Below are 19,566 nucleotides of genomic sequence, written 5' to 3'. Positions count from 1 at the left end.
CAGGTACCGCACCTGGTGTACGCCTCCTCTTCGTCGGTGTACGGCATGAACAAGAAGGTGCCCTTCAGTGAAACCGATGCGGTCGATCACCCCATCAGCCTGTCCGCCGCCACCGAGAAGTCCAACGAGCTGATGGCCCACACCTACAGCCACCTGTACGATCTGCCCACCACCGGACTGCGGTTCTTTACCGTTTACGGCCCCATGGGCCGGCCGGACATGGCCTACTTCAGCTTTACCAAGAAGATGCTGGCCGGCGAGCCCATCGATGTCTTTAACCATGGCAAGTTGTCGCGGGACTTCACCTACATCGATGACATTGTCGAGGGTGTGGTGCGGGTCATGGAGCAGGTGCCGGAACGGGACGACAGCAACGACTGCGCCACCCCGGACCGCTCCAGTGCGCCCTATCGGCTGTTCAACATCGGTAACCACCAACCGGTAGAGCTGATGACCTTTATCCGCACCCTGGAGCAGGCGCTGGGCGTTACCGCCAAGCTCAACATGAAGCCAATGCAGGCCGGTGATGTGTACACCACCTACGCCGACACCGATAACCTGCAGCAGGCGGTCGGCTTCAGCCCGGATACCTCCCTGGCCGATGGCCTGCAGAGATTCGCCGACTGGTACCGCGCTTTCTACGGCTGAACCTCACCGCCACACAAGGGGAGCTTGGGCGCCCCTTGTGTTCTTTCTGGCAACCCTCTAGCATCCCCCTATTACCCAGAGAACCGATTCAATTTCATGTCAAAACAGAAAATCAAAGTCCTGGTCATCGCCGACTACCTTGGCCGCAGCAACCTTAACCCGGTGCGTCCCGAAGCCGCTCAGTTGTTCGGCCTGCAGCAATCCGGCGAAGCCGACATCAGCGTACTTTGCAGCCCGGAATCGGTTCTGGTGGACTACTACCGCGACAACGGCCTGACGGTCATTCCCCATAAGATTGACGGCAAACTGTCACTCAAGAGCATCCGCTTCATTCGCAAGCTGATTCGTGAACAGGGCTTTGAGCTGCTGCACCTGTTTAACAGCCGCGCCATCAGCAACGGCGCCACCGCTGCCATCGGCCTGCCGGTGAAGGTGATCGCCTATCGCGGCCAGACCGGCAGCATTAAACGCTACGACCCCTCCAGTTACCTGAACATGCTGCACCCCCGCATCGACAAGATTGTCTGTGTGGCCAAGGCGGTGGAACTGGATCTACGCAAGCACCTGTGGGGCAGCAAGGACAAGCTGATCACCATCTACAAGGGCCACTCACTGGATTGGTACCAGGCCCCCAAAGCCGATCTGTCGGAGCTCAACCTACCCGACGACGCCTTTACCCTGTCGCTGGTGGCCAACCTTCGGCCCCGTAAGGGCCTGCATGTGCTGATGGAAGCCACCCACCACTTCCCCAAGGACGCTCCCATCTACACCCTGCTGGTGGGCGCCAACCCGGACGACCCCAAAGTCAAAGAGATGGCGGCCAAGGCGGTGGATCCCAGCAAGGTGATCGCCCTGGGCTATCGCAACGACGCACCCCAGGTGTCCGGCGCCAGCGACATCATTGTGCTGCCGACCACCAAACGGGAAGGGCTGTCCCGCGCCATACTTGAAGGCATGGCCTACGGGCGGGCCGCCGTGGTCACCAGCACCGGTGGCAATGCGGAGCTGGTGAAAGACGGCGAGTCTGGCTACGTAGTGGATCCCAGCGACGCCCCGGCCCTGGGCAAGGCGATCACCCGCTTGTGGCAGAATAGGGACCAGACCGACGCGTTTGGTGCCAACGCCCGCCAGCGCATCGAAACCATTTTCAATGTACAGCAGGGCATCGATAAGCACCTTCAGCTGTACAAGCAACTGACCGGAAGGCAGTAACCATGACCAGGCGCTGCGGCCACCGAGGCACACGGACGCAGCGCCTTTTCTCCCACAACCTACCGGTTCTGAGCCTCTATCCCCTTCAGTCACTAGACTTTTAACATCCCGAATCATATCCTTTGGTCGACTTTGCCCACCGCCGTCACAAACGTTGATTCTGAGTCGGTCAGGGCGCACCATTACTGGCACTCTATAGGCCACACTTAACCCTGAAAGGATCACATCGATGCACACCCTATCTGCACTGATTATTTGTATGAATGAAGAGGACAGGATCCGTCCCTGCCTGGAGTCACTCAAAGGGTTTGCAGATGAAATCATCGTGTTCGATTCTGGCAGCACCGACAGCACCATCGACATTGTCCGTGAATACACCGACAAGGTGTGGATCACCGAAGACTGGCCGGGCGACGGCTTCCAGAAGCAGCGTGCCCTGGATCAGGCCAGCTGCGACTGGGCGCTGATCATCGACGCCGACGAATGGCTCGACGACAACATGAAGCGCACCATCGGCAATATCCTGGCCCAGGACACCATCGAAGAGACCGCCTTCAAGCTGCCCTGGGGCAACGTCATCATGGACAAACTGATGAAGCACGGCCGCTCCGCCCGGGCTCCTAAGCGACTGTTCAAGCGCGAGGGTGCCCACATCACGCCGGTGGTGGTGCACGCCCACGTGGTCACCGAAGGCAAGATGTCCACCATTAAAGACGGCTTCCTGATGCACAACTCCCTGCGTGGCTTCGACCACCTGATGGAGAAAAACCGCACCTACTCCTGGGAAACCACCCAGAAATACTTCGAGCAGGGCAAACCCAGCCTGGGGCCGGAAGTGGCGGTACTGAGGGCGCTGTGGACCTTTTTCCTGATCTACATCATTCGTCTGGGCTTCCTGGATGGCCGCCGCGGACTGATGATGGCGGTGATGTTCGCCCAGGCCTCGTTCAACAAATACGCCGGGTTGTGGTATCTGGAATACCGCCGCGACAATCCCCCTAAAAAGTAACCACAGAACCGGCTTATCGACGGTCAGACATTAACGGGTACCACGTGCATCGCTGTCATAATCAACGCTATCTGATGTTCATCCATCAAAGTTACGCTTACGCCATGTTGCGGCCGCTGCAACAGGCCATACGGGCACAGGGAGGCGAAGTGTGCTGGTTTCTGGCCACCGATGAGGTTGACCCGGGTTTTCTGACGGCGGACGAACGCCGGCTGATGAGCGTCGATGAGGTGCGGGAGTGGCAGCCCCATGCGGTCTTGGTGCCCGGCAATGTGGTTCCCAGCTTCATTCCCGGCATCAAGGTCGGGGTGTTCCATGGCTTCAACTCCGGCAAGATCAACAGCCGTGGCCGCGAAGACCACTTCGAGATTCGCGGCTGTTTCGACCTCTACTGCACCCAGGGCCCGAACACCACTGCCCCCTTTATCGAGCTGGCCAAACAGCATGGCTTCTTCGATGTGGTGGAGACCGGCTGGGCCAACCTGGACCCGCTGTTTACCCCCTGTGCCGACAACCCCTATCTCGACGCCAGCGACCCCAGGCCCACCCTGCTGTTCTGCTCAACGTTTTCTCAGAAATACAGCTGTGCCAAGAAGCTGGTACCGCAGATTGAAGCGTTGAGAGACTCGGGCAAATGGCGCATTCTGGTGCAATTCCATCCAAAGATGGAGCAGCAGGTGATCGACACCTACAAGGGGATGCAGAACGACAGCCTGACCTTTGTCGAAACCGACAACGTCATCCCGCTGCTGCAGGCCGCCGACCTGATGCTGTGCGACACCTCTTCGATGCTGTTGATGTTCCTGCTGCAGCAAAAGCCGGTAGTGACCTTTAACACCCAGACACCACAGCCGCACCTGCTCAACGTCACCGAGCCGGAACAGATTGCCGGCGCCCTGGATCTGGCCCACAGCCACCCAGCGGAGCTGATGGCCGCCATCGAAACCTTCAGCAATCAGCTGCACCCCTACCGGGATGGCCGCTCCACCGAGCGGGTATTGGTGGCGGTCAACAACCTGATCGAATCCGGGCTGGGGCACCTCAAGTCCAAACCCCTGAATCTGATCCGACGCTTCAAGCAACGAAAAAGCCTGGGCTACTGGCGCTGGTAAGCCTGACTCACCAAGGGAATCCCAATGGAATTTTACGTCTGCTCCACCGTGCGCCACCTGCTGTTTGCCGTGTTACGGGCCAATACCCGCCCTCAGGTGCAATCCCACGTGGTGCTGTTTGCCGATTATCAGGGGATCACCCCGGAGCTGCTGGACACCGGCGTACTGCCCGACCACATCCAGGTTCACCTGCTCAGCCGCCGGGAAACCAGTAAGCTGCAGAGCAAAACCCTGATCGGCACCCTGTTCTATTTTCTGGCCATGCGCGACCTGCCGGCACCGGCCCGATTCCGCCGCCACTTCTGCACGCAACTGGCCAGCCTGTCTCCGGCCCTGTCCCGGGCGCTACTGGATGCCCGCCAGCCACAAATGATTCTGTTCAATGAAAAGAACAAGATGGCCCGCCTTTTCAGTCGTGTAGTACCGCACTTTTCCATCATCGAAGACGGCGAAGGCAATTACCGCAAGCTGCCGGTAAAAGCGTTCAAGCGCCCGGGCCGGCTGCTCACCGGTCGTACGCCGTCCTATAAGGTGTTTGGCGAAAGCCCCCGCTGCCAACAGGTGCACCTACTCACGCCGGAGCGGGCCCCCGAGTCCATCAGTCACAAGGCGGTCAAAATCGACTTCCTCGATCCTCAGGAGCAGTCAGCCATGGTACTGAGGCTGTTCCGGCTGACGCCACCGGCCCAAACCGGCCAGCGCGAGGCGGTGCTGAGCACCCAGCCCATTGAGAACATCGCCGGCTGTGGGGTCACCGGCAAGCTGACCATCTACCGCACCCTGATCGACACCCTGATGGCCCAGGGCTACCAGGTGTACCTGAAGATCCACCCGGCGGAAGACACCGCCCAGTATCAGGAGTTTGCCCAGCGCTGTACCCTGCTGAACGCCAAGGTGCCTCTGGAAGCCATTCTGCTTGGCATGCCCTCGGTGATACCGGCCATCTCCATCCTGTCCGCCGCCGGCACCGGCTTTGAACAGCACTGCCACCGGCTGACCCTGGCCGACACCACCCTGGCCGACACCCTGAGCCGCTGGGGCAGCGACCCCGCCCGCTGGCAGCAGGCGCTGAAGCAGGCCCTGACCAGCGTGGGCACGAGCTGACCCCCTCGCCAGACGCAACAAGGGCACCCGCAGGTGCCCTTGTTGTGTCTGGTACCGTTGGACTCAGCGCTGCGCCTGAGTCAGCACCCGGCGAAGCACCTCACAGCTGGTGTCCATCTCCGCCTCGGTCAGTGTCGGGTGCACCAGAAACATCAGGCTGGTCTCCCCCAACCGGACCGCATTGGCCAGCGGCGCAGCCGGACGCCAGCCGGTACCGTCAAACGCTTTCTCGTTGTACACCTCGGAGCAGCTGCCCTGCATGCAGGGCACCCCGGCGTCGTTGATCGCCGCCACGATGCGATCCCGGTTCCAGCCCGGCGCCAACTGCGATGGCTCGATAAACAGATAACACTTGTACCAGGCGTGAGTAACGTAATCCGGCACCGGAATCGACCGGATTAGGGCAAACTCACTGGCGGTGTTCACCAGACGTTCGGCGTTGGCGGTGCGCCGGGCCTGCCAGTCGGCCATCCGCCGCAGCTGAATCCGGCCGATGGCGCCCTGTACCTCGGTCATGCGCCAGTTGGTACCGAAGCTCTCATGCAGCCAACGGAACCCTGGCGGATGGGCTTTCTCGTACACCGCAGCGTGGCTCTTGCCATGATCCTTGTAGCTCCACATCGCCGCCCACAACGCTTTGTCATTGGTGGTCACCATGCCGCCTTCGCCAGCGGTGGTCATGATCTTGTCCTGGCAGAATGACCAGGCACCGATGTGACCGATGCTGCCCACCGGACGACCTTTGTAGCGGCAGCCATGAGCCTGGGCACAATCTTCGATGACGTAGAAGCCGTGCTGCTCGGCCAGCGCCATGATGGCGTCCATCTCCGCCGGCATCCCCGCCAGGTGGACCACGATCACCGCCTTGGTGCGCTCGGTCAGCACCGCTTTGATGGTGTCGGCGCTGACATTCTGGGTGTCCAGATCGACGTCGGCAAACACCGGCGTGGCACCGGCGGTGACGATGGACGACGCCGAAGCCAGAAACGTCCGCGAGGTGGTGATCACCTCATCGCCGGCACCGATGTTCAACGCCTTCAGAGCCAGATCCAGCGCCACGGTGCCATTGGTCACCGCCACCGCATAATCACACTCACACCAGGCGGCAAACTCTTTTTCAAACTCGCGGCACTCACCGCCGGTCCAGTAGTTCACCCGGTTGGACAGGATCACTTCGGCGGCCTTATCGGCCTCCTCCTGGCTGTAGCTGGGCCAGGGGGAAAATGGGGTATTCAACACGTTGTCTTACTCCGACTTCAGGGGTTTGGCAGGAACGCCCACCACGCAACGGTTGGCGTCTACATCGGCCACCACCACTGCGCCCGCGCCGACGGTCACCCCGTCGGCCACGGTAATTAATTGACGCAAACAGGATTGCGCACCCAGCCAGCTGCACTGGCCGGCCTGACTGCCGCCGCTCATCACGGCGCCCGGGCTCAGATGCACCGCATCGGCCAACCGGCAGTCGTGCTCAACCACGGCCGCCGAGTTGACGATCACCGCATCACCAACCCGTGCATCCACATTGATCACGGCATTGGCCAGCACCACGGTTCCGGCACCAACACTGGCATACTGACTGACGCAGGCCCGGGGGTGCACCACGGTCAACATCATCATTCCGGCCTGCTGCAAACGCCGGTGCAGTGCCAGCCGCACCGGGTTGCTGCCGATGGCCACCACCACACCGTCCAGGTAGGGGCGGTAGGCCAGCAGCTGCTGCTGGCCTCCCATCAGCGGCCAGGCGGACGAGGCATCATCGCCATCGTCAAACACCACCACCTGACAACCGGGGTGCTGCTGTTCGATGGCATCCGCCACCACCTTGCCATGACCGCCGGCGCCGAACACGGCATAGACCGATCGGCCCTGGGCTTTCAGGCCTTGCAGCCACTCAGTCTGCGGCAGACTCATTGATCACCTCTCCACTGCGATAACTGCTGCCGGCGGATCGCCCCAGCAAGTCGCTGATACGGGTATGGCTGCCGGCACTGGTATGCATGCACAGCATCAGGTTGCTGCGGGTAAAGGCCTGGCCGGGTTCGATCGCTTCGGCCGCCACCACCTGCTTCTGACGTTGGCGATACACCTGCTCGGCGTCGGTCATCGGTTGCCAGCTGGCCGAATCCGGGTTGGCGAGGCGGTGGAAACGCTGCATTTTGGCCACGAAGGTGGTCATCGCCTGCGGCAGTAACCCGGCTTGGGCATCGGTACGCTCCGCTTCCAGGGTGACGTGCTTTTCAAAGATCCGCAGGCCGCGCGCGTAAGCCATCAGGCAGGCCTCCAGCGATTCGTCGCTGTCCGGCGGTGAGTGATCGGCGTAGCCGATGCGCACCCCGGGGAAGCGCTGACTCAGGTGGTTGATTCGCTCAAAGCAGACATCTTCGATGTCGGTGGGGTAGGCCTGGAAGCCGTGCATCAACAGCAACCGATCCTCACCATAGGTGGCCACCAGGTACTCCACCTCTTCCAGGGTGCGGCCACCAATGCCAAAGGCCAGGGTCTTAGGCAGCGCCTGTACCGCGTCAATCAATGCCTGGTCATTAAAACTGACCGAATGGATCTCCACAAATTCCACCGAGGGCCGCTCACACAGGGCAACCGCGGCGGTATCCAGCGGCATCAGGAACAGGCGCAGTCCCCGGGATTCGGCCCGGTCCAGCGCTTGCTGCCACTGTTCGAGCGAAAAACACCAACTGGTGATCAGCCCATGGCTATCGGCGCCGTGGCTGACAAACTCATCGGCATTGATCAGCACCTGAAACTTGATCATGTCGGCGCCGCTGTCGGCAGCGGCATCGATCAGCTTCAACAGATACTCGAAGTCCCCTTCATGATTGAAGGCGGTTTCGGCAATCACAATCATAACTGCACCTCTTTCACCACGTGGCAGGCATCGATGCGTCGCTGCTGATCAGCCAGGAAGGCAGCGAAATCGACGTTCTTGCCGTAGGGCAACTTGATGTTGGTGTCCATGGGGATCGCCTTGAAGGTATCAGGTTTCTGATCCAGCATACGCAGCACCCCGGCCAGGGACACGGCATCGGCCCGGTCTCCCAGCTCCCGCAGCAGCGCCCGGCCAACGGCCAGATCCGCAGGGGTATCCACCGTCAGGCTGAAGTGGCTGTAATCCTTCTCCACCTTGAGCACACCACAGCGGTAACAGGCCGGGTCAAAGGCAAACAGCATCAGATATTCGCTGACCTCAGGGTCGATCTTGGCGTAGATGTCCTTCAGCGCCGTCACCTTGATCACCTCGGCAGTGATCCCCAGCGGCACGTTCACCACCCGGCAGTAATCCAGTTGCTGCTCGTAGCACTGGGCGATTTGCTCATCCAGCATGTCACCGGCGGTAAACACGTTGTCACCGGTGACCCGAATGACGTAGTCCGCCTGAGTCTGCTCGGCCACAGCCAGCATCCGCTCGATCACCGCGGTGGCAGCCCCCCGGTAGAGCTTGATGCCATTTTTTTCGGCCACGTCTTCCATGATGTCGTCACAGCTTTCGCTGGAGGTACACAGAAAGATGTCGTCGACCCGGCGGGCTTTTTTCAAACTGGTGCTGATGATGTCCAGCATCGACACACGACGCTCGGAATCGAAACTGCGCAGCACTTTCAGCGGCAAACGGCTGGAGGTGGTGCGGGCAATAATACAGGCTACGGTTTTCATGCAGTTAGTTTCCTAAAGGGCGCCGACGGCGCCCTTTACTGTTGTCGGTTTACTTAGCCCAGGTCATCCCAGCCAAGCAGCTCGTCTTCACCCTTGGCCACCTTCATGGTGCGGCCGATCACCTGCATCTCCATCTCCGGAGGGATGCCGGTTCCCGGACGCTTGAAGGTAAAGTCGCTGGCCTGCAGCACATGGCCTGGCTGAAGATCCCGGGTCAGCACCACGCTGCGGCGGAATTTGTCTTTCTTGGCCAACTCGGCATCAGACACCACCCGCTTGGTGCTGCCCATGGCGATCTGAATGTTACGGGACTCGTCACAGATCACCTTCAACTCGGCCGGATCGGCGGAGATAGCGTGATCCCAGCCAGGCAGATCCTTGTCGGTGGTGTAGTGCTTTTCGATCAGGCAGGAACCCAGCGCCACCGACGCCAGTGGCAGGGCGCTGCCGATGGAGTGATCGGAGAAACCGATGGGGTAGTCGTAGGCCTGCATCAGCATGCTGATGTTAGCCAGGTTGACGTCTTCCATCGCCGGCGGATAGATGGAGATGCAGTGCAGAATCACGATCTGGTGGTTGCCGGTAGACTCGATGGCCGCCACGGCGTTATCGATCTCGGCCATGGTGGACATGCCGGTCGAGATGATCACCGGCAGGCCTTTCGCCGCCACGTGCTTGAGCAGGCGCAAGTTGGTGATGTCCATGGAGGCGATCTTGAAGAACGGCACCCCCAGCGACTCCAACAGATCCGCTTCCGTTTCAGAGAATGGTGTGGAGCAGAACGCCACCCCTTTCTCATCGCAGTAGCGCTTCAGCTCGTGGTGGTCCTCGGTGCTCAGGGCGTATTTGTCCACCATCTCAAACAGGGAGCCAAAGTGCTTCTTCTTACAATCGTCATAGCTCTGATTGCGATCATACTCCTCTTTGGCGATCAGCGAGGTGTTGCTCCAGGACTGGAACTTCACCGCGTCGGCACCGTTGTCGACGGCGGAGTCGATCATCGACTTTGCCAGCGCCATGTCACCATTGTGGTTGGCACCGATCTCGGCAATCACGTAGGGGCGACCAAAGTTACTGATCTCACGATCGCCCAGCTTGATAACTTTACTGTTCATTACAGCTCCTAAATTGCGCTCCACCAATAGGCATTGGCGGGGTGGATAGTCGTGAGTCTCTGGCGCGTCTGAGCCGGGGTTTCCACCTCAACCTGCGCCAGTAGCCCTTGATAGTGGTGCCGTTTGTCGGCGTAAGCAGTAAGCATGGCACTGAAGCCATGGGCCCGGCAATACTCCGCCATGACCCGGTAGTGAATCGCCTTAACGCTGATGGTGCGTTTCAGCTTCTCCGGGGTCAGGCTGTTGGTAAAACCGGCGGTGTTCTGTTCGTAGATGCGGTAATAGGTGATACTGTCCACCCGCTTACCCTTGAGGCCATTGAGCAGCAGCGCCGAGGTCAGAAACCAATCGTAGGCGATGACGTCCAGCGGACAGGTCATGGTCTCAATCACCGCCGCGGCGGCCTTCACATTGATGGCGAAGTGAGACAGGCCGACAAAGTTATGTGCCATCACCGCATCGACCGACGTGACCTGGGACGGCTGCTGCCCCTCAAAAAAATCTCGCTGGCGATCCGACAGCAGGTTGAGGCCGGTGTAGTAAAAACCAAACTCGTCGCTGAAAGCCGCCTTGGTGCGGGCGACCCTGTCGGCGGCCATCACGTCATCGGCATCGATAAAGATCGCCAGATCATACCCCTGTTCGAGGGCATAACGCAGAGCCCAGTCGCGGGCATCCGGAATGCCCAGATTGTGGTCATTAGCCACTTCCGTGCCAACAAAGCCGAACTCCGCCAGCGGCGCATCCAGGCCATAGTTGAACGCCAGGCAGTCGAACTCCTGATCGGTTTGAGCCTGGATAGAGGCAAACAGCTCCGCCAGGTACGGCTTGGCCTGCTGGTAAACGTGGGTCACCACCAGGGTGTTCATGCCTGTGCTCCGCTGAAACTGGCCACGTAGCGACCGAGGAAGGACCGGCTGCCGCTGGCGTCGGCGATGACCGCCTCAATCTCCTGGCGCAGCTGCGCCAGATCCAGCTGCTGATCCGCCTCGGCGGTGGACAGCAGAATCTTGCGGTTGTCGGTGGGGATAACGCTGTCCATGTCGTAGAACAGCTCTTCGTACAGCTTCTCTCCGGGACGAAGGCCGATGATTTTGATATCGGACTGGGCCCGTGACAACTCGATCATCTTGCGGGCCAGGGTCAGAATCTCCACCGGCTCGCCCATCTCCAGCACAAACAGCTCGCCACCCTGCCCCTGAACCCCGGACTCGATCACCAGCCGGGCCGCCTCGGGAATGGTCATAAAGTAGCGGGTCATGCGCTCATCGGTAATGGTCAGATCCCGCCCCTCTTTCAACAGCTCCTTGAAGATGGGAATCACGCTGCCGGCAGATCCCAGCACATTGCCGAATCGCACCGCCATAAAGCGAGTATCGGAGCGACGGTTCATCTCCAGCACAATCAGTTCGGCCACCCGCTTCGAGGCCCCCATGACGTTGGTGGGGTTCACTGCCTTATCGGTAGAGATCAGTACAAAGCGGCCGATGGCCAGCTCATCCGCAACCTGGGCCACATTGAGGGTTCCCAAGACGTTGTTCTTTACCGCCTGAACCGGCGAGCGCTCCATCAACGGCACATGCTTATGGGCGGCGCAGTGGAACACCACATCGATGCCTTGGCCGGTCAACTCCCGTTCCAGCTCGGTGCGATCCTGAATCGAGCAGATCACCGACGAAAACACGATCTCCGGAAAGTGGCGGCCGACAAACAGTTCCAACAGATACAGGTCGTTTTCATTCACATCCAGGCCGATGATTCTGGCGGGGGCAAATTTCGCTACCTGCCGCACCACCTCGCTGCCGATGGAGCCGGCCGCGCCGGTCACCAACACGGTCTGCCCCTGAATCTCCGCCGACACCAGATCATCCGCCAGACTGACCTCATGGCGCCCAAGCAGATCGGCCACGCTGACTTCGCGCATCTGATTGAGAATCGGATCCTCAAACACGATATCCAGGGCCTGGGGAATGATTCTGAGTTCAATGTCCCACTGACGGCAGGTATCGGAGATCACCGCCAGGTCGTCCTCACCGATGCTGGAGATGGCCACGATCACCTTGTCAATGGGCTCCGCCTTGGCCAGGGTGGCCAGCTCATCCATGCCACCGGCAATGGTGATGCCCAGCAACTGCTGACCCCAGCGGGACGCGTCATTATCCAGGAAATACTTCAGCTGATAGCGTTCTGGTTGGCGCAACAAGGCATCGGCAACGATCTTACCGCCGCTGGATGCGCCAAAAATGACCACATTTTTCATAGAATCGTTCGCCTTCTACTCTGTCTTCTTCCGTTGCTGTCGACTCCGTTCACCGCCGGACGGCCTGCCGAAGCACCGGTTTTCTTCTCGGCCTGCGTTGACCCAGAGGATAAAAAAACGCTGGAAATACTGAAACTACAGCAGTATTTGCAAAGCTGCTATTCTACACCAACATCGCCGGCGACTGGCTCAAAATTTCATGCCGGCGCGGAGTCATTCTAATCCATTCACCAGAGGCCCACATGAAACGCATCGCCATCTACCCGGGAACCTTCGACCCCATCACCAATGGTCACCTGGACCTGATTAAGCGCAGCGCCAAGTTGTTTGACCATGTGGTGGTCGGCATCGCCGCCAGTGCCAGTAAGAAGCCATTGCTGTCACTGGAAGAGCGTGTAGATTTGGCCCAGCGTATTACCGACGATATCGACAACGTCACCATCAAGGGGTTTTCTGGACTGCTGGTGGATTTCGCCAAGGCCGAAAAGGCAGACGTGCTGATTCGGGGGCTACGGGCGGTGGCCGACTTCGAATACGAATTTCAGCTGGCGGGCATGAACCGTCACCTGCACCCGGAGATGGAAACCATCTTCCTGACCCCGGCCCAGGAGTACACCTTCATCTCCTCCAGCCTGGTCAAGGACGTGGCCTCCCATGGCGGCAACGTCAGCGAGTTCCTGCATCCGGTGGTGGATGCCGCGGTCGCCGCCAAATTGAAAGACCGTTAAACGAGTTCAGCGCTGGCAGCGGTCACAAAATACCGTTGCCCGCTGCCCCAGCTTCACCTCGGTCAGGATCCGCTGACACAGCGGACACGCCTCGCCACCACGGCCATACACCAGCAGTTGCTGGGCAAAGTACCCCGGTTTGCCGTCAGCCTGGGTAAAATCCTTGAGGGTGGTTCCCCCCTGTTTGATGGCCCGGGCCAACACGGTCTTCACCTCATCCACCAACTGCGATACCCGGGCTCGGTTCAGGGTGCCGGCCGGACGACGGGGATCAATGCCGGCACTGAACAACGCCTCGTTGGCGTAGATGTTGCCCACACCGACCACCACCTGATTGTCCATCAACGCCAGTTTAACGGCTTTCTTCTTGCCTTTAAGCTGAGACATCAGGTAATCGGCATTGAAGGCGCTGGTGAGCGGCTCAGGGCCCAATTTGGCCAGCAGCGGATGCTCGAGTAAGGGGTGGGTCCACCAGATGGCGGCCCCAAAGCGCCTCGGGTCGTTGAGCCGAAGTACCGCCCCGCTGCCCAGCACCAGATCCAGGTGGTCGTGCTTTTCCGGCGCTGGCGCCGGATCCAGCACCCGTAGGCTGCCGGACATGCCCAGGTGCAGAATCAACACGCCGATGTCGGTTTCCAGCAGCAGATACTTCGCCCGCCGCCGCACGCCGGTGATCGTCTGTCCCTGCATCTGCAGAATCTCCGGCTCGATGGGCCAACGCAGCTGCGGCTGCCTCACCACCACCTCGGTGACCCTTTGCCCCTGCAGGTGGGGACGGATTCCCTGGCAGGTCACTTCCACTTCCGGTAACTCAGGCATCCTTTCCTTCCCGGTTTAACAGTTGAGCGCCTTCGGCCGACAGCAGCTTCCACCACTGCGGCTGCCCCAGCAGCTTCAGGTAGCCGTAGCGGGGGTAGATCAGCACGGTGATCGGCGCCGAGCCGTCATCCAGGTACAGATCCACCTGCACCGGCTGCATCGGTGCCGGAACCGGTTCGGCGACGGGCAGCAACCTGGCCTCCCGCCAGTGGGCCATCAGCGCCTGCAGCTGAGCGTCATCCACTGCCGGGACCGAGCGCCAGTGACCGCCATCGCGGCGCACCACCAGCTCCTGCATCACCAGAGCCTCAATGCCAGCCCCTTCCGGCAGCAGCGGGTAGCTGCTGCTGTTGGGACTGATCAGGTTGCTGACGTACAGCATCAACATGCCAAACAGGGACAGCGCCAGAATCAGCACGTTGTTCCAGGTGCGACGTTTCGCCATAAGCACGCTCAACTTCAGTTAAGTTATTCTGAAATTGTAGTTTTTTATCGCCCATAAAAAAACCCGGCCGAAGCCGGGCTTTTCAAGAGTCCAGAATCAATTACTTGATTTTGGCTTCTTTGTACAGAACGTGCTTACGAGCCTTAGGATCGAATTTTTTGATTTCGAACTTTTCAGGCATATTGCGCTTGTTCTTGTCTGTAGTATAGAAGTGACCGGTACCAGCAGTGGATACCAGACGGATCTTCTCACGACCACCTTTAGCTGCCATGATTTATCTCCTTAAACCTTCTCACCGCGGGCACGCAGTTCTTTCAGAACCACTTCGATACCCTTCTTATCAATGATACGCATACCTTTGGTGGATACGCGCAGCTTCACGAAACGCTTTTCATCTTCAACCCAAAAACGGTGAGTTTGCAGGTTTGGCAGAAAACGACGCTTAGTGTGGTTTTTTGCGTGGGATACGTTGTTCCCGGTTACCGGACGCTTACCGGTAACTTGACATACTTTAGACATTTCAGTCTCCAAAATATTGCTCGAGCATCATTGTGCCTCGTATGGCCGTCGCCCGAGGCACACGAAGGGCGCATTTTATACAAGATAAAGAAGCAAAGATCAAGCAAACTGATGTTAAAGCCATCCTCTTTGTGCGAATGAGCAGCATTCGCCATGGCCGATGACCAAGTGATCGAGCACCGATACATCGATCAGTGCCAAGGCATTCTGTATCCGTTTAGTAATGGCACGATCCGCTTGGCTGGGCTCACTGACGCCACTGGGGTGATTGTGAGCGAGTATCACTGCTGCCGCATTGGCAGCCAGAACCGTTTTCACCACCTCACGGGGGTACACATTAGCGGCGTCTATGGTACCACGAAATAATTCCGTTAGCTTGACTACTCGATGCTGACTGTCGAGCAGCAGCATGGCGAACACTTCGTGGCCCAGATTTCCCAGGCTCACCTGCAGATACTCCCTGGCAGAATCCGGGCTGGTAAGGGCGCAGGCCCGCTGACTTTTCTCCCCCAGGCAGCGGCGCCCCAACTCCAGCGCCGCCTGAAGTTGGGCGTACTTTGCCGGCCCCACGCCGCGAATGTCGGCGAACTGGCGGCGATCCATCGCCAACAACCGATTCAGCCCTCCCGCCTCGGTCAACAGCTGCCGCGCCAGTTCCACCGCGCTGCAGCCGGCGATGCCGGTTCGAAGAAAAATCGCCAGCAGCTCGGCGTCGCTTAAAACACCAACCCCTTGAGTCAAAAGACGTTCTCTTGGTCGTTCGGTCTCCGGCCAATCCCGTATCGCCATGACGCACCTCCCTGTGGATCCGGCTCGCTCTGTGTGGCATCGGTCATTGATTGCCAATGCACTACCTGTGTTATCTTAGGCGCCATTATCGAAAAACGACCAATGGCCATGAGCAAAATCACCCGAAATATTGTGCTGGGGATAAGCGGTGGTATCGCCGCCTATAAGGCCCCGATCATCGTCCGCCGTCTTAAAGAGACCGGCGCCGACGTCCGCGTTGTCTTAAGTGGCGGCGCCAAAGCCTTTGTGACCCCGATGTCACTGCAGGCGGTGTCTGGTCATGCGGTCGCCCACGATCTGCTCGACCCGGCGGCCGAGCAGGGCATGGGCCACATCGAACTGGCCCGCTGGGCCGATGAGGTAATCATCGCCCCCGCCAGTGCCAACTTCCTGGCCCGGCTGGCGGCCGGCATGGCCGATGAGCTGATCACCGCCGTTTGTCTGGCCACCGAAGCCCCCATCCGCATCTGTCCTGCCATGAACCAGGTGATGTACCAGGCGCAGGCCACTCAGGCCAACCTGGCCACTCTCAAGGCCCGTGGCGTCACTCAGTGGGGGCCGGCCAGCGGCGACCAGGCCTGTGGCGAAGTGGGGCCGGGAAGGATGCCGGAGCCGGAGGAGATCACTGCCCTGTCACTGGCAGCGGCCACCGAGGCTGCCGCACCCAGGCCACTGGCGGGCAAGAAACTGCTGCTCACCGCCGGTCCCACCCGGGAAGCCCTGGACCCGGTGCGTTACCTGTCCAACCACAGTTCCGGCAAGATGGGCTTTGCCCTGGCCGAACAGGCCCGGCAACTGGGCGCCGAGGTAACCCTGGTCAGCGGTCCGGTATCCCTGGCCACCCCGGCGGGCGTAACCCGCATCGACGTGCAATCGGCGCAGCAGATGCTGGATGCGGTCATGGCCGAAGTGGATCAACAGCATATCTTTATCGGCTGTGCCGCCGTGGCCGATTACCGGCCGGTCAGCGTCGCCGACAACAAGATCAAAAAGAGCAAAGACACCCTCACCATTGAGATGGTGCGTAACCCGGATATCCTTGCTACAGTAGCCGGCCACAGTAAGCGACCATTCACTGTCGGATTTGCTGCCGAAACCAATGATGTGGAACACTACGCGCTGGATAAGCTGGCCCGCAAGCAGCTGGATATGATCGCCGCCAACGACGTCTCCAAGCCCGGTCAGGGATTCAACGCCGACAGCAACGCCCTCACTCTGTACTGGCAGGGCGGCCACAAGAGCCTGGGCCACAGCGATAAGGCCAGTCAGGCCCGGCAGTTGCTGCTCACCATCGCCGACAAACTGAATCAATAAGAGCGACCCATGAAAACACCTATCGAATTGAAAATCCTGGACTCAAGACTGGGTAGCGACTGGCCTCTGCCGGACTACGCCACTCCGGGTTCCGCCGGCATGGATCTGCGCGCCATGCTGGAGCAGCCTCTGGTACTGGAACCAGGGCAGAGCCAACTGGTACCCACCGGCATTGCCATCCACATTGGCGATGCCAGCCTGGCCGCCACCATCCTGCCCCGCTCCGGCATGGGCCATAAGAAAGGGATTGTACTGGGTAACCTGGTGGGGCTGATCGACTCCGACTACCAGGGCCCGCTGATGTGTTCACTGTGGAACCGCAGCAACACCGCGGTGGAGATTGAGCCCGGCGAACGCGTCGCCCAGCTGGTGTTCCTGCCAGTGGTGCAGGCGGCGTTCACCCAGGTCGACTCCTTTGATGCCAGTGAGCGTGGCGAAGGTGGCTTTGGCCACTCCGGTACCAAGTAACAGAAGACCCAAGGCCATGACCACCACACAAAAAAGCAACCGCCGTGAGCAGATACTCCAATGTCTGGCTCGGATGCTGGAAACCTCTCCGGGCCAGCGCATTACCATTGCCAAGCTGGCCGCCGAAGTGGGGGTGTCCGAAGCCGCCCTGTATCGTCACTTTCCCTCCAAGGCTCGAATGTTTGAAGGCCTGATCGAGTTCATCGAAGACTCGTTGCTGTCCCGCATCAACCTGATCATGGAAGAGGAGACTGACACCATGGTGCGTTGTCAGCTGATTCTGCAGCTGCTGCTGACCTTTGCCGAGCGCAACCCCGGCATCACCCGCCTGCTGACCGGCGATGCCCTGATCGGCGAACAGGAGCGTCTGCGCGAACGCATCAATCAGCTGTTTGCCAAGATTGAGACCAATCTCAAGCAAGCCTTACGGGAGAAGGCGCTGCGGGAAAGCTCCGGCTTCTACCTGGAGGAGGGGATGCTGGCCAACCTGCTACTGAGTTACGCCGAAGGCCGCATCGCCCAGTACGTGCGCAGTGAATTCAAATTGATGCCCACCGACCGATTCTCGGAGCAGTGGGCCTTCATTCAGCGGCAACTCCTTCAAAGCTAATCTCGCCGAATAGCCGGCAATTAGTCGACAACGGCACCGAACGGTGCCGTTTTTTATTGTGGCCAGGACAAAAAAGAGCACCTTTCGGTGCCCTTGCAACGGTTGTTATGCCGGCGATAATCAGATGCCGTACTGTGCTCTATAGGCGCTGACCTGGGCCAGTTCCGCTTCGCGGCCGGGTTGCTCCTGCAGGTAGGTGATCAGATCCGCCAGGGTAACGATGGCGATGATGCTACAGCCGTAGTCCCGCTCCACCTCCTGAATGGCCGACAACTCGCCCTTGCCCTTCTCCTGACGATCCAACGCAATCAGCACGCCGGACAATGAGGCTTGGTTGGCCTTGATGATCTCCATCGACTCCCGAATGGCAGTACCGGCAGTGATCACATCATCCACCAACATCACCTTGCCGGTCAGCTCCGATCCCACCAGGTTACCGCCCTCACCATGATCCTTCTTCTCTTTGCGGTTGAAGCAGTAGGGCTTGTCGATGTCATGATGATCCGCCAACGCTACCGCGGTGGTGGTGGCGATAGGAATGCCTTTGTACGCCGGTCCGAACAGCAGATCGTAGTCGATCCCGGAATCCGCCAGCGCCGCCGCGTAAAAACGCCCCAGCCGGGCCAGGTCACGGCCGGTATTAAACAGGCCGGCATTAAAAAAGTAGGGGCTCTTACGGCCAGATTTCAGGGTAAACTCGCCAAAACGCAGTACGTTACGTTCCAGGGCAAACTCAATAAATTCTCGTTGGTAAGCTTTCACTGTTTTCCGACCTTTATTCTCATTGTGGGTACAAAAAAGCGACCACCCGGGTCGCTTCAAAAAATTCATTAACCGACGGCGAGCGCCGCCTTCTGGGCTTCGACGATGTCGGCAACCCCCGACTTGGCCAACGCCAGCATCTCCAACAGCTCCTCATGGCTGAAGGGTTCACCCTCGGCGGTGCCCTGCACCTCAATCATACGACCATCTTCCGCCATCACCACGTTCATATCGGTCTCGGCAGCGGAGTCTTCCACGTACTCCAGGTCACATACTGCCTGGCCGCCAACCACACCTACGGATACCGCCGCCACCATGAACTTCAGCGGGTCTTTGGTCAGCTTCTTGTCACGCTGCAGGCCGTTAAGCGCATCCACCAGGGCCACGCAGGCACCGCTAATCGCGGCAGTGCGAGTGCCACCGTCCGCCTGAATCACATCGCAATCCACGGTGATGGTGTACTCACCCAGCTTTTTCAGATCCATGGCCGCTCGCAGGGAGCGGCCAATCAGGCGCTGAATCTCCAGGGTACGGCCACCCTGTTTGCCCCGGGCCGCTTCCCGGCCGCTGCGGCTGTGGGTGGCACGTGGCAACATGCTGTACTCGGCAGTAACCCAACCCTGCCCCTTACCTTTGAGGAAGCGAGGCACGCCCTCTTCGACGGTGGCGTTACACAGCACCTTGGTATGACCAAACTCCACCAATACTGAGCCTTCCGCGTAGCGGGTGTAGTTGCGGGTAATGGTGATGGGACGAGTTTGGTTCTGGGCGCGGTTATCTGGACGCATGGAGTCAGCCTTGGCTTGAAAATTTGGGGCCACATTATACCGATCCGGGGCCGGTTAAGCGAGGCCGGTAACCGCCAGGCCCATCGGAGTCTTACCCCGCAGTTCGGAATCAACATCCGGCGGCGATGCCACTGATGTGGCGGTTGTTTCCCCTTAAAGATCTGTTATAACTGAATCATCACCCGATTAAAA

23 protein-coding genes are annotated in these 19,566 nt (G+C 59.5%); 9 read left to right on the top strand and 14 right to left on the bottom strand.

Translation table 11 applies throughout. The features are described 5' to 3' along the window. From BLT77_RS15520 to BLT77_RS15500, 5 genes are all read left to right on the top strand, one after another. On the top strand, positions 1–648 hold a 648-nt coding region (locus BLT77_RS15520), incomplete at its 5' end, for an NAD-dependent epimerase/dehydratase family protein (RefSeq protein ID WP_143026652.1). Between the two features lie 96 nt (positions 649–744). Continuing rightward, positions 745–1,860: a glycosyltransferase gene (locus BLT77_RS15515; protein WP_090367083.1), complete on the top strand. Its 1,116-nt coding sequence runs from the start codon at positions 745–747 to the stop codon at positions 1,858–1,860. A 229-nt stretch (positions 1,861–2,089) separates the two neighbouring features. Beyond that, positions 2,090–2,869, top strand: a complete 780-nt coding sequence (locus BLT77_RS15510) for a glycosyltransferase family 2 protein (protein ID WP_090367081.1) — start codon at positions 2,090–2,092, stop codon at positions 2,867–2,869. Between the two features lie 74 nt (positions 2,870–2,943). After that, entirely contained in the window at positions 2,944–3,981 is a 1,038-nt protein-coding gene (locus BLT77_RS15505) for a CDP-glycerol glycerophosphotransferase family protein (protein ID WP_090367079.1), read from the top strand. A gap of 24 nt (positions 3,982–4,005) precedes the next feature. Further along, positions 4,006–5,085 carry a polysialyltransferase family glycosyltransferase gene (locus BLT77_RS15500; RefSeq protein ID WP_090367077.1) on the top strand — a complete coding sequence of 360 codons (1,080 nt, stop codon included), beginning with the start codon at positions 4,006–4,008 and terminating at the stop codon, positions 5,083–5,085. Positions 5,086–5,148: 63 nt separating this feature from the next. Here BLT77_RS15500 and BLT77_RS15495 read toward each other — a convergent pair whose 3' ends face one another. The 7 genes from BLT77_RS15495 to BLT77_RS15465 are packed head-to-tail and all read right to left on the bottom strand — an operon-like array spanning position 5,149 to position 12,132. After that, entirely contained in the window at positions 5,149–6,324 is a 1,176-nt protein-coding gene (locus BLT77_RS15495; protein ID WP_090367075.1) for a DegT/DnrJ/EryC1/StrS family aminotransferase, read from the bottom strand. 6 nt (positions 6,325–6,330) lie between these two features. After that, complete coding sequence (locus BLT77_RS15490; RefSeq protein ID WP_090367072.1) at positions 6,331–6,999, bottom strand: NeuD/PglB/VioB family sugar acetyltransferase; 669 nt, start codon at positions 6,997–6,999, stop codon at positions 6,331–6,333. Then, on the bottom strand, positions 6,980–7,951 hold the full coding sequence (locus tag BLT77_RS15485) for an N-acetylneuraminate synthase family protein (RefSeq protein WP_090367070.1): 972 nt from the start codon (positions 7,949–7,951) through the stop codon (positions 6,980–6,982). Before BLT77_RS15485 ends, BLT77_RS15490 begins: the two co-directional genes overlap by 20 nt. After that, entirely contained in the window at positions 7,948–8,757 is an 810-nt protein-coding gene (locus BLT77_RS15480) for a cytidylyltransferase domain-containing protein (RefSeq protein ID WP_090367068.1), read from the bottom strand. The genes BLT77_RS15485 and BLT77_RS15480 overlap by 4 nt, the downstream gene beginning before the upstream one ends. A 53-nt stretch (positions 8,758–8,810) precedes the next feature. Next, on the bottom strand, positions 8,811–9,872 hold the full coding sequence (locus BLT77_RS15475; protein WP_090367066.1) for an N-acetylneuraminate synthase family protein: 1,062 nt from the start codon (positions 9,870–9,872) through the stop codon (positions 8,811–8,813). An 8-nt stretch (positions 9,873–9,880) separates the two neighbouring features. Further along, positions 9,881–10,741 (bottom strand): glycosyltransferase family A protein, encoded by an 861-nt coding sequence (locus BLT77_RS15470; protein WP_090367064.1) that lies wholly within the window; start codon positions 10,739–10,741, stop codon positions 9,881–9,883. Continuing rightward, on the bottom strand, positions 10,738–12,132 hold the full coding sequence (locus BLT77_RS15465) for a polysaccharide biosynthesis protein (RefSeq protein WP_090367062.1): 1,395 nt from the start codon (positions 12,130–12,132) through the stop codon (positions 10,738–10,740). Before BLT77_RS15465 ends, BLT77_RS15470 begins: the two co-directional genes overlap by 4 nt. Before the next feature lie 242 nt (positions 12,133–12,374). Here BLT77_RS15465 and coaD point away from each other — a divergent pair, with 242 nt between their 5' ends. Then, on the top strand, positions 12,375–12,860 hold the full coding sequence (gene coaD / locus BLT77_RS15460; RefSeq protein WP_090367060.1) for a pantetheine-phosphate adenylyltransferase: 486 nt from the start codon (positions 12,375–12,377) through the stop codon (positions 12,858–12,860). A 6-nt stretch (positions 12,861–12,866) separates the two neighbouring features. Here the strand turns inward: coaD and mutM are convergent, their stop codons facing one another. The 5 genes from mutM to radC form a co-directional block, all read right to left on the bottom strand. Beyond that, a complete protein-coding gene (gene mutM, locus BLT77_RS15455; RefSeq protein ID WP_090367058.1) occupies positions 12,867–13,679 on the bottom strand; it encodes a bifunctional DNA-formamidopyrimidine glycosylase/DNA-(apurinic or apyrimidinic site) lyase in 813 nt (270 codons plus the stop codon). After that, on the bottom strand, positions 13,672–14,124 hold the full coding sequence (locus tag BLT77_RS15450) for a hypothetical protein (protein WP_090367056.1): 453 nt from the start codon (positions 14,122–14,124) through the stop codon (positions 13,672–13,674). Before BLT77_RS15450 ends, mutM begins: the two co-directional genes overlap by 8 nt. Before the next feature lie 100 nt (positions 14,125–14,224). Next, positions 14,225–14,395 carry a 50S ribosomal protein L33 gene (gene rpmG / locus BLT77_RS15445; RefSeq protein WP_028112610.1) on the bottom strand — a complete coding sequence of 57 codons (171 nt, stop codon included), beginning with the start codon at positions 14,393–14,395 and terminating at the stop codon, positions 14,225–14,227. An 11-nt stretch (positions 14,396–14,406) separates the two neighbouring features. Then, complete coding sequence (gene rpmB / locus BLT77_RS15440) at positions 14,407–14,643, bottom strand: 50S ribosomal protein L28 (RefSeq protein WP_028112609.1); 237 nt, start codon at positions 14,641–14,643, stop codon at positions 14,407–14,409. Positions 14,644–14,757: 114 nt separating this feature from the next. Continuing rightward, positions 14,758–15,432: a RadC family protein gene (gene radC / locus BLT77_RS15435; RefSeq protein ID WP_090367054.1), complete on the bottom strand. Its 675-nt coding sequence runs from the start codon at positions 15,430–15,432 to the stop codon at positions 14,758–14,760. A gap of 108 nt (positions 15,433–15,540) precedes the next feature. On the opposite strand from radC, the gene coaBC reads away from it, so the two are divergent. The 3 genes from coaBC to slmA are packed head-to-tail and all read left to right on the top strand — an operon-like array spanning position 15,541 to position 17,824. Then, the gene (coaBC, locus tag BLT77_RS15430) at positions 15,541–16,746 is read left to right on the top strand and encodes a bifunctional phosphopantothenoylcysteine decarboxylase/phosphopantothenate--cysteine ligase CoaBC (protein ID WP_090367093.1); all 1,206 of its coding nucleotides are present in this window, start codon (positions 15,541–15,543) and stop codon (positions 16,744–16,746) included. A 9-nt stretch (positions 16,747–16,755) separates the two neighbouring features. Continuing rightward, positions 16,756–17,214 (top strand): dUTP diphosphatase, encoded by a 459-nt coding sequence (gene dut, locus BLT77_RS15425; RefSeq protein WP_090367052.1) that lies wholly within the window; start codon positions 16,756–16,758, stop codon positions 17,212–17,214. A gap of 16 nt (positions 17,215–17,230) precedes the next feature. Next, the gene (slmA, locus tag BLT77_RS15420; RefSeq protein WP_090367050.1) at positions 17,231–17,824 is read left to right on the top strand and encodes a nucleoid occlusion factor SlmA; all 594 of its coding nucleotides are present in this window, start codon (positions 17,231–17,233) and stop codon (positions 17,822–17,824) included. A 120-nt stretch (positions 17,825–17,944) separates the two neighbouring features. Here slmA and pyrE read toward each other — a convergent pair whose 3' ends face one another. Then, positions 17,945–18,586, bottom strand: coding sequence for an orotate phosphoribosyltransferase (gene pyrE, locus BLT77_RS15415; protein WP_090367048.1), 642 nt, complete (start codon positions 18,584–18,586; stop codon positions 17,945–17,947). A gap of 68 nt (positions 18,587–18,654) precedes the next feature. Then, positions 18,655–19,374, bottom strand: a complete 720-nt coding sequence (rph, locus tag BLT77_RS15410; RefSeq protein WP_090367046.1) for a ribonuclease PH — start codon at positions 19,372–19,374, stop codon at positions 18,655–18,657. Positions 19,375–19,566 lie beyond the last annotated feature (192 nt).

The organism is Ferrimonas sediminum (assembly GCF_900100175.1).
Classification (GTDB): Bacteria; Pseudomonadota; Gammaproteobacteria; order Enterobacterales; family Shewanellaceae; genus Ferrimonas; species Ferrimonas sediminum.
The sequence above is the reverse complement of the archived record's forward strand: the minus strand, read 5'-3'. Positions and strand labels throughout refer to the sequence as shown.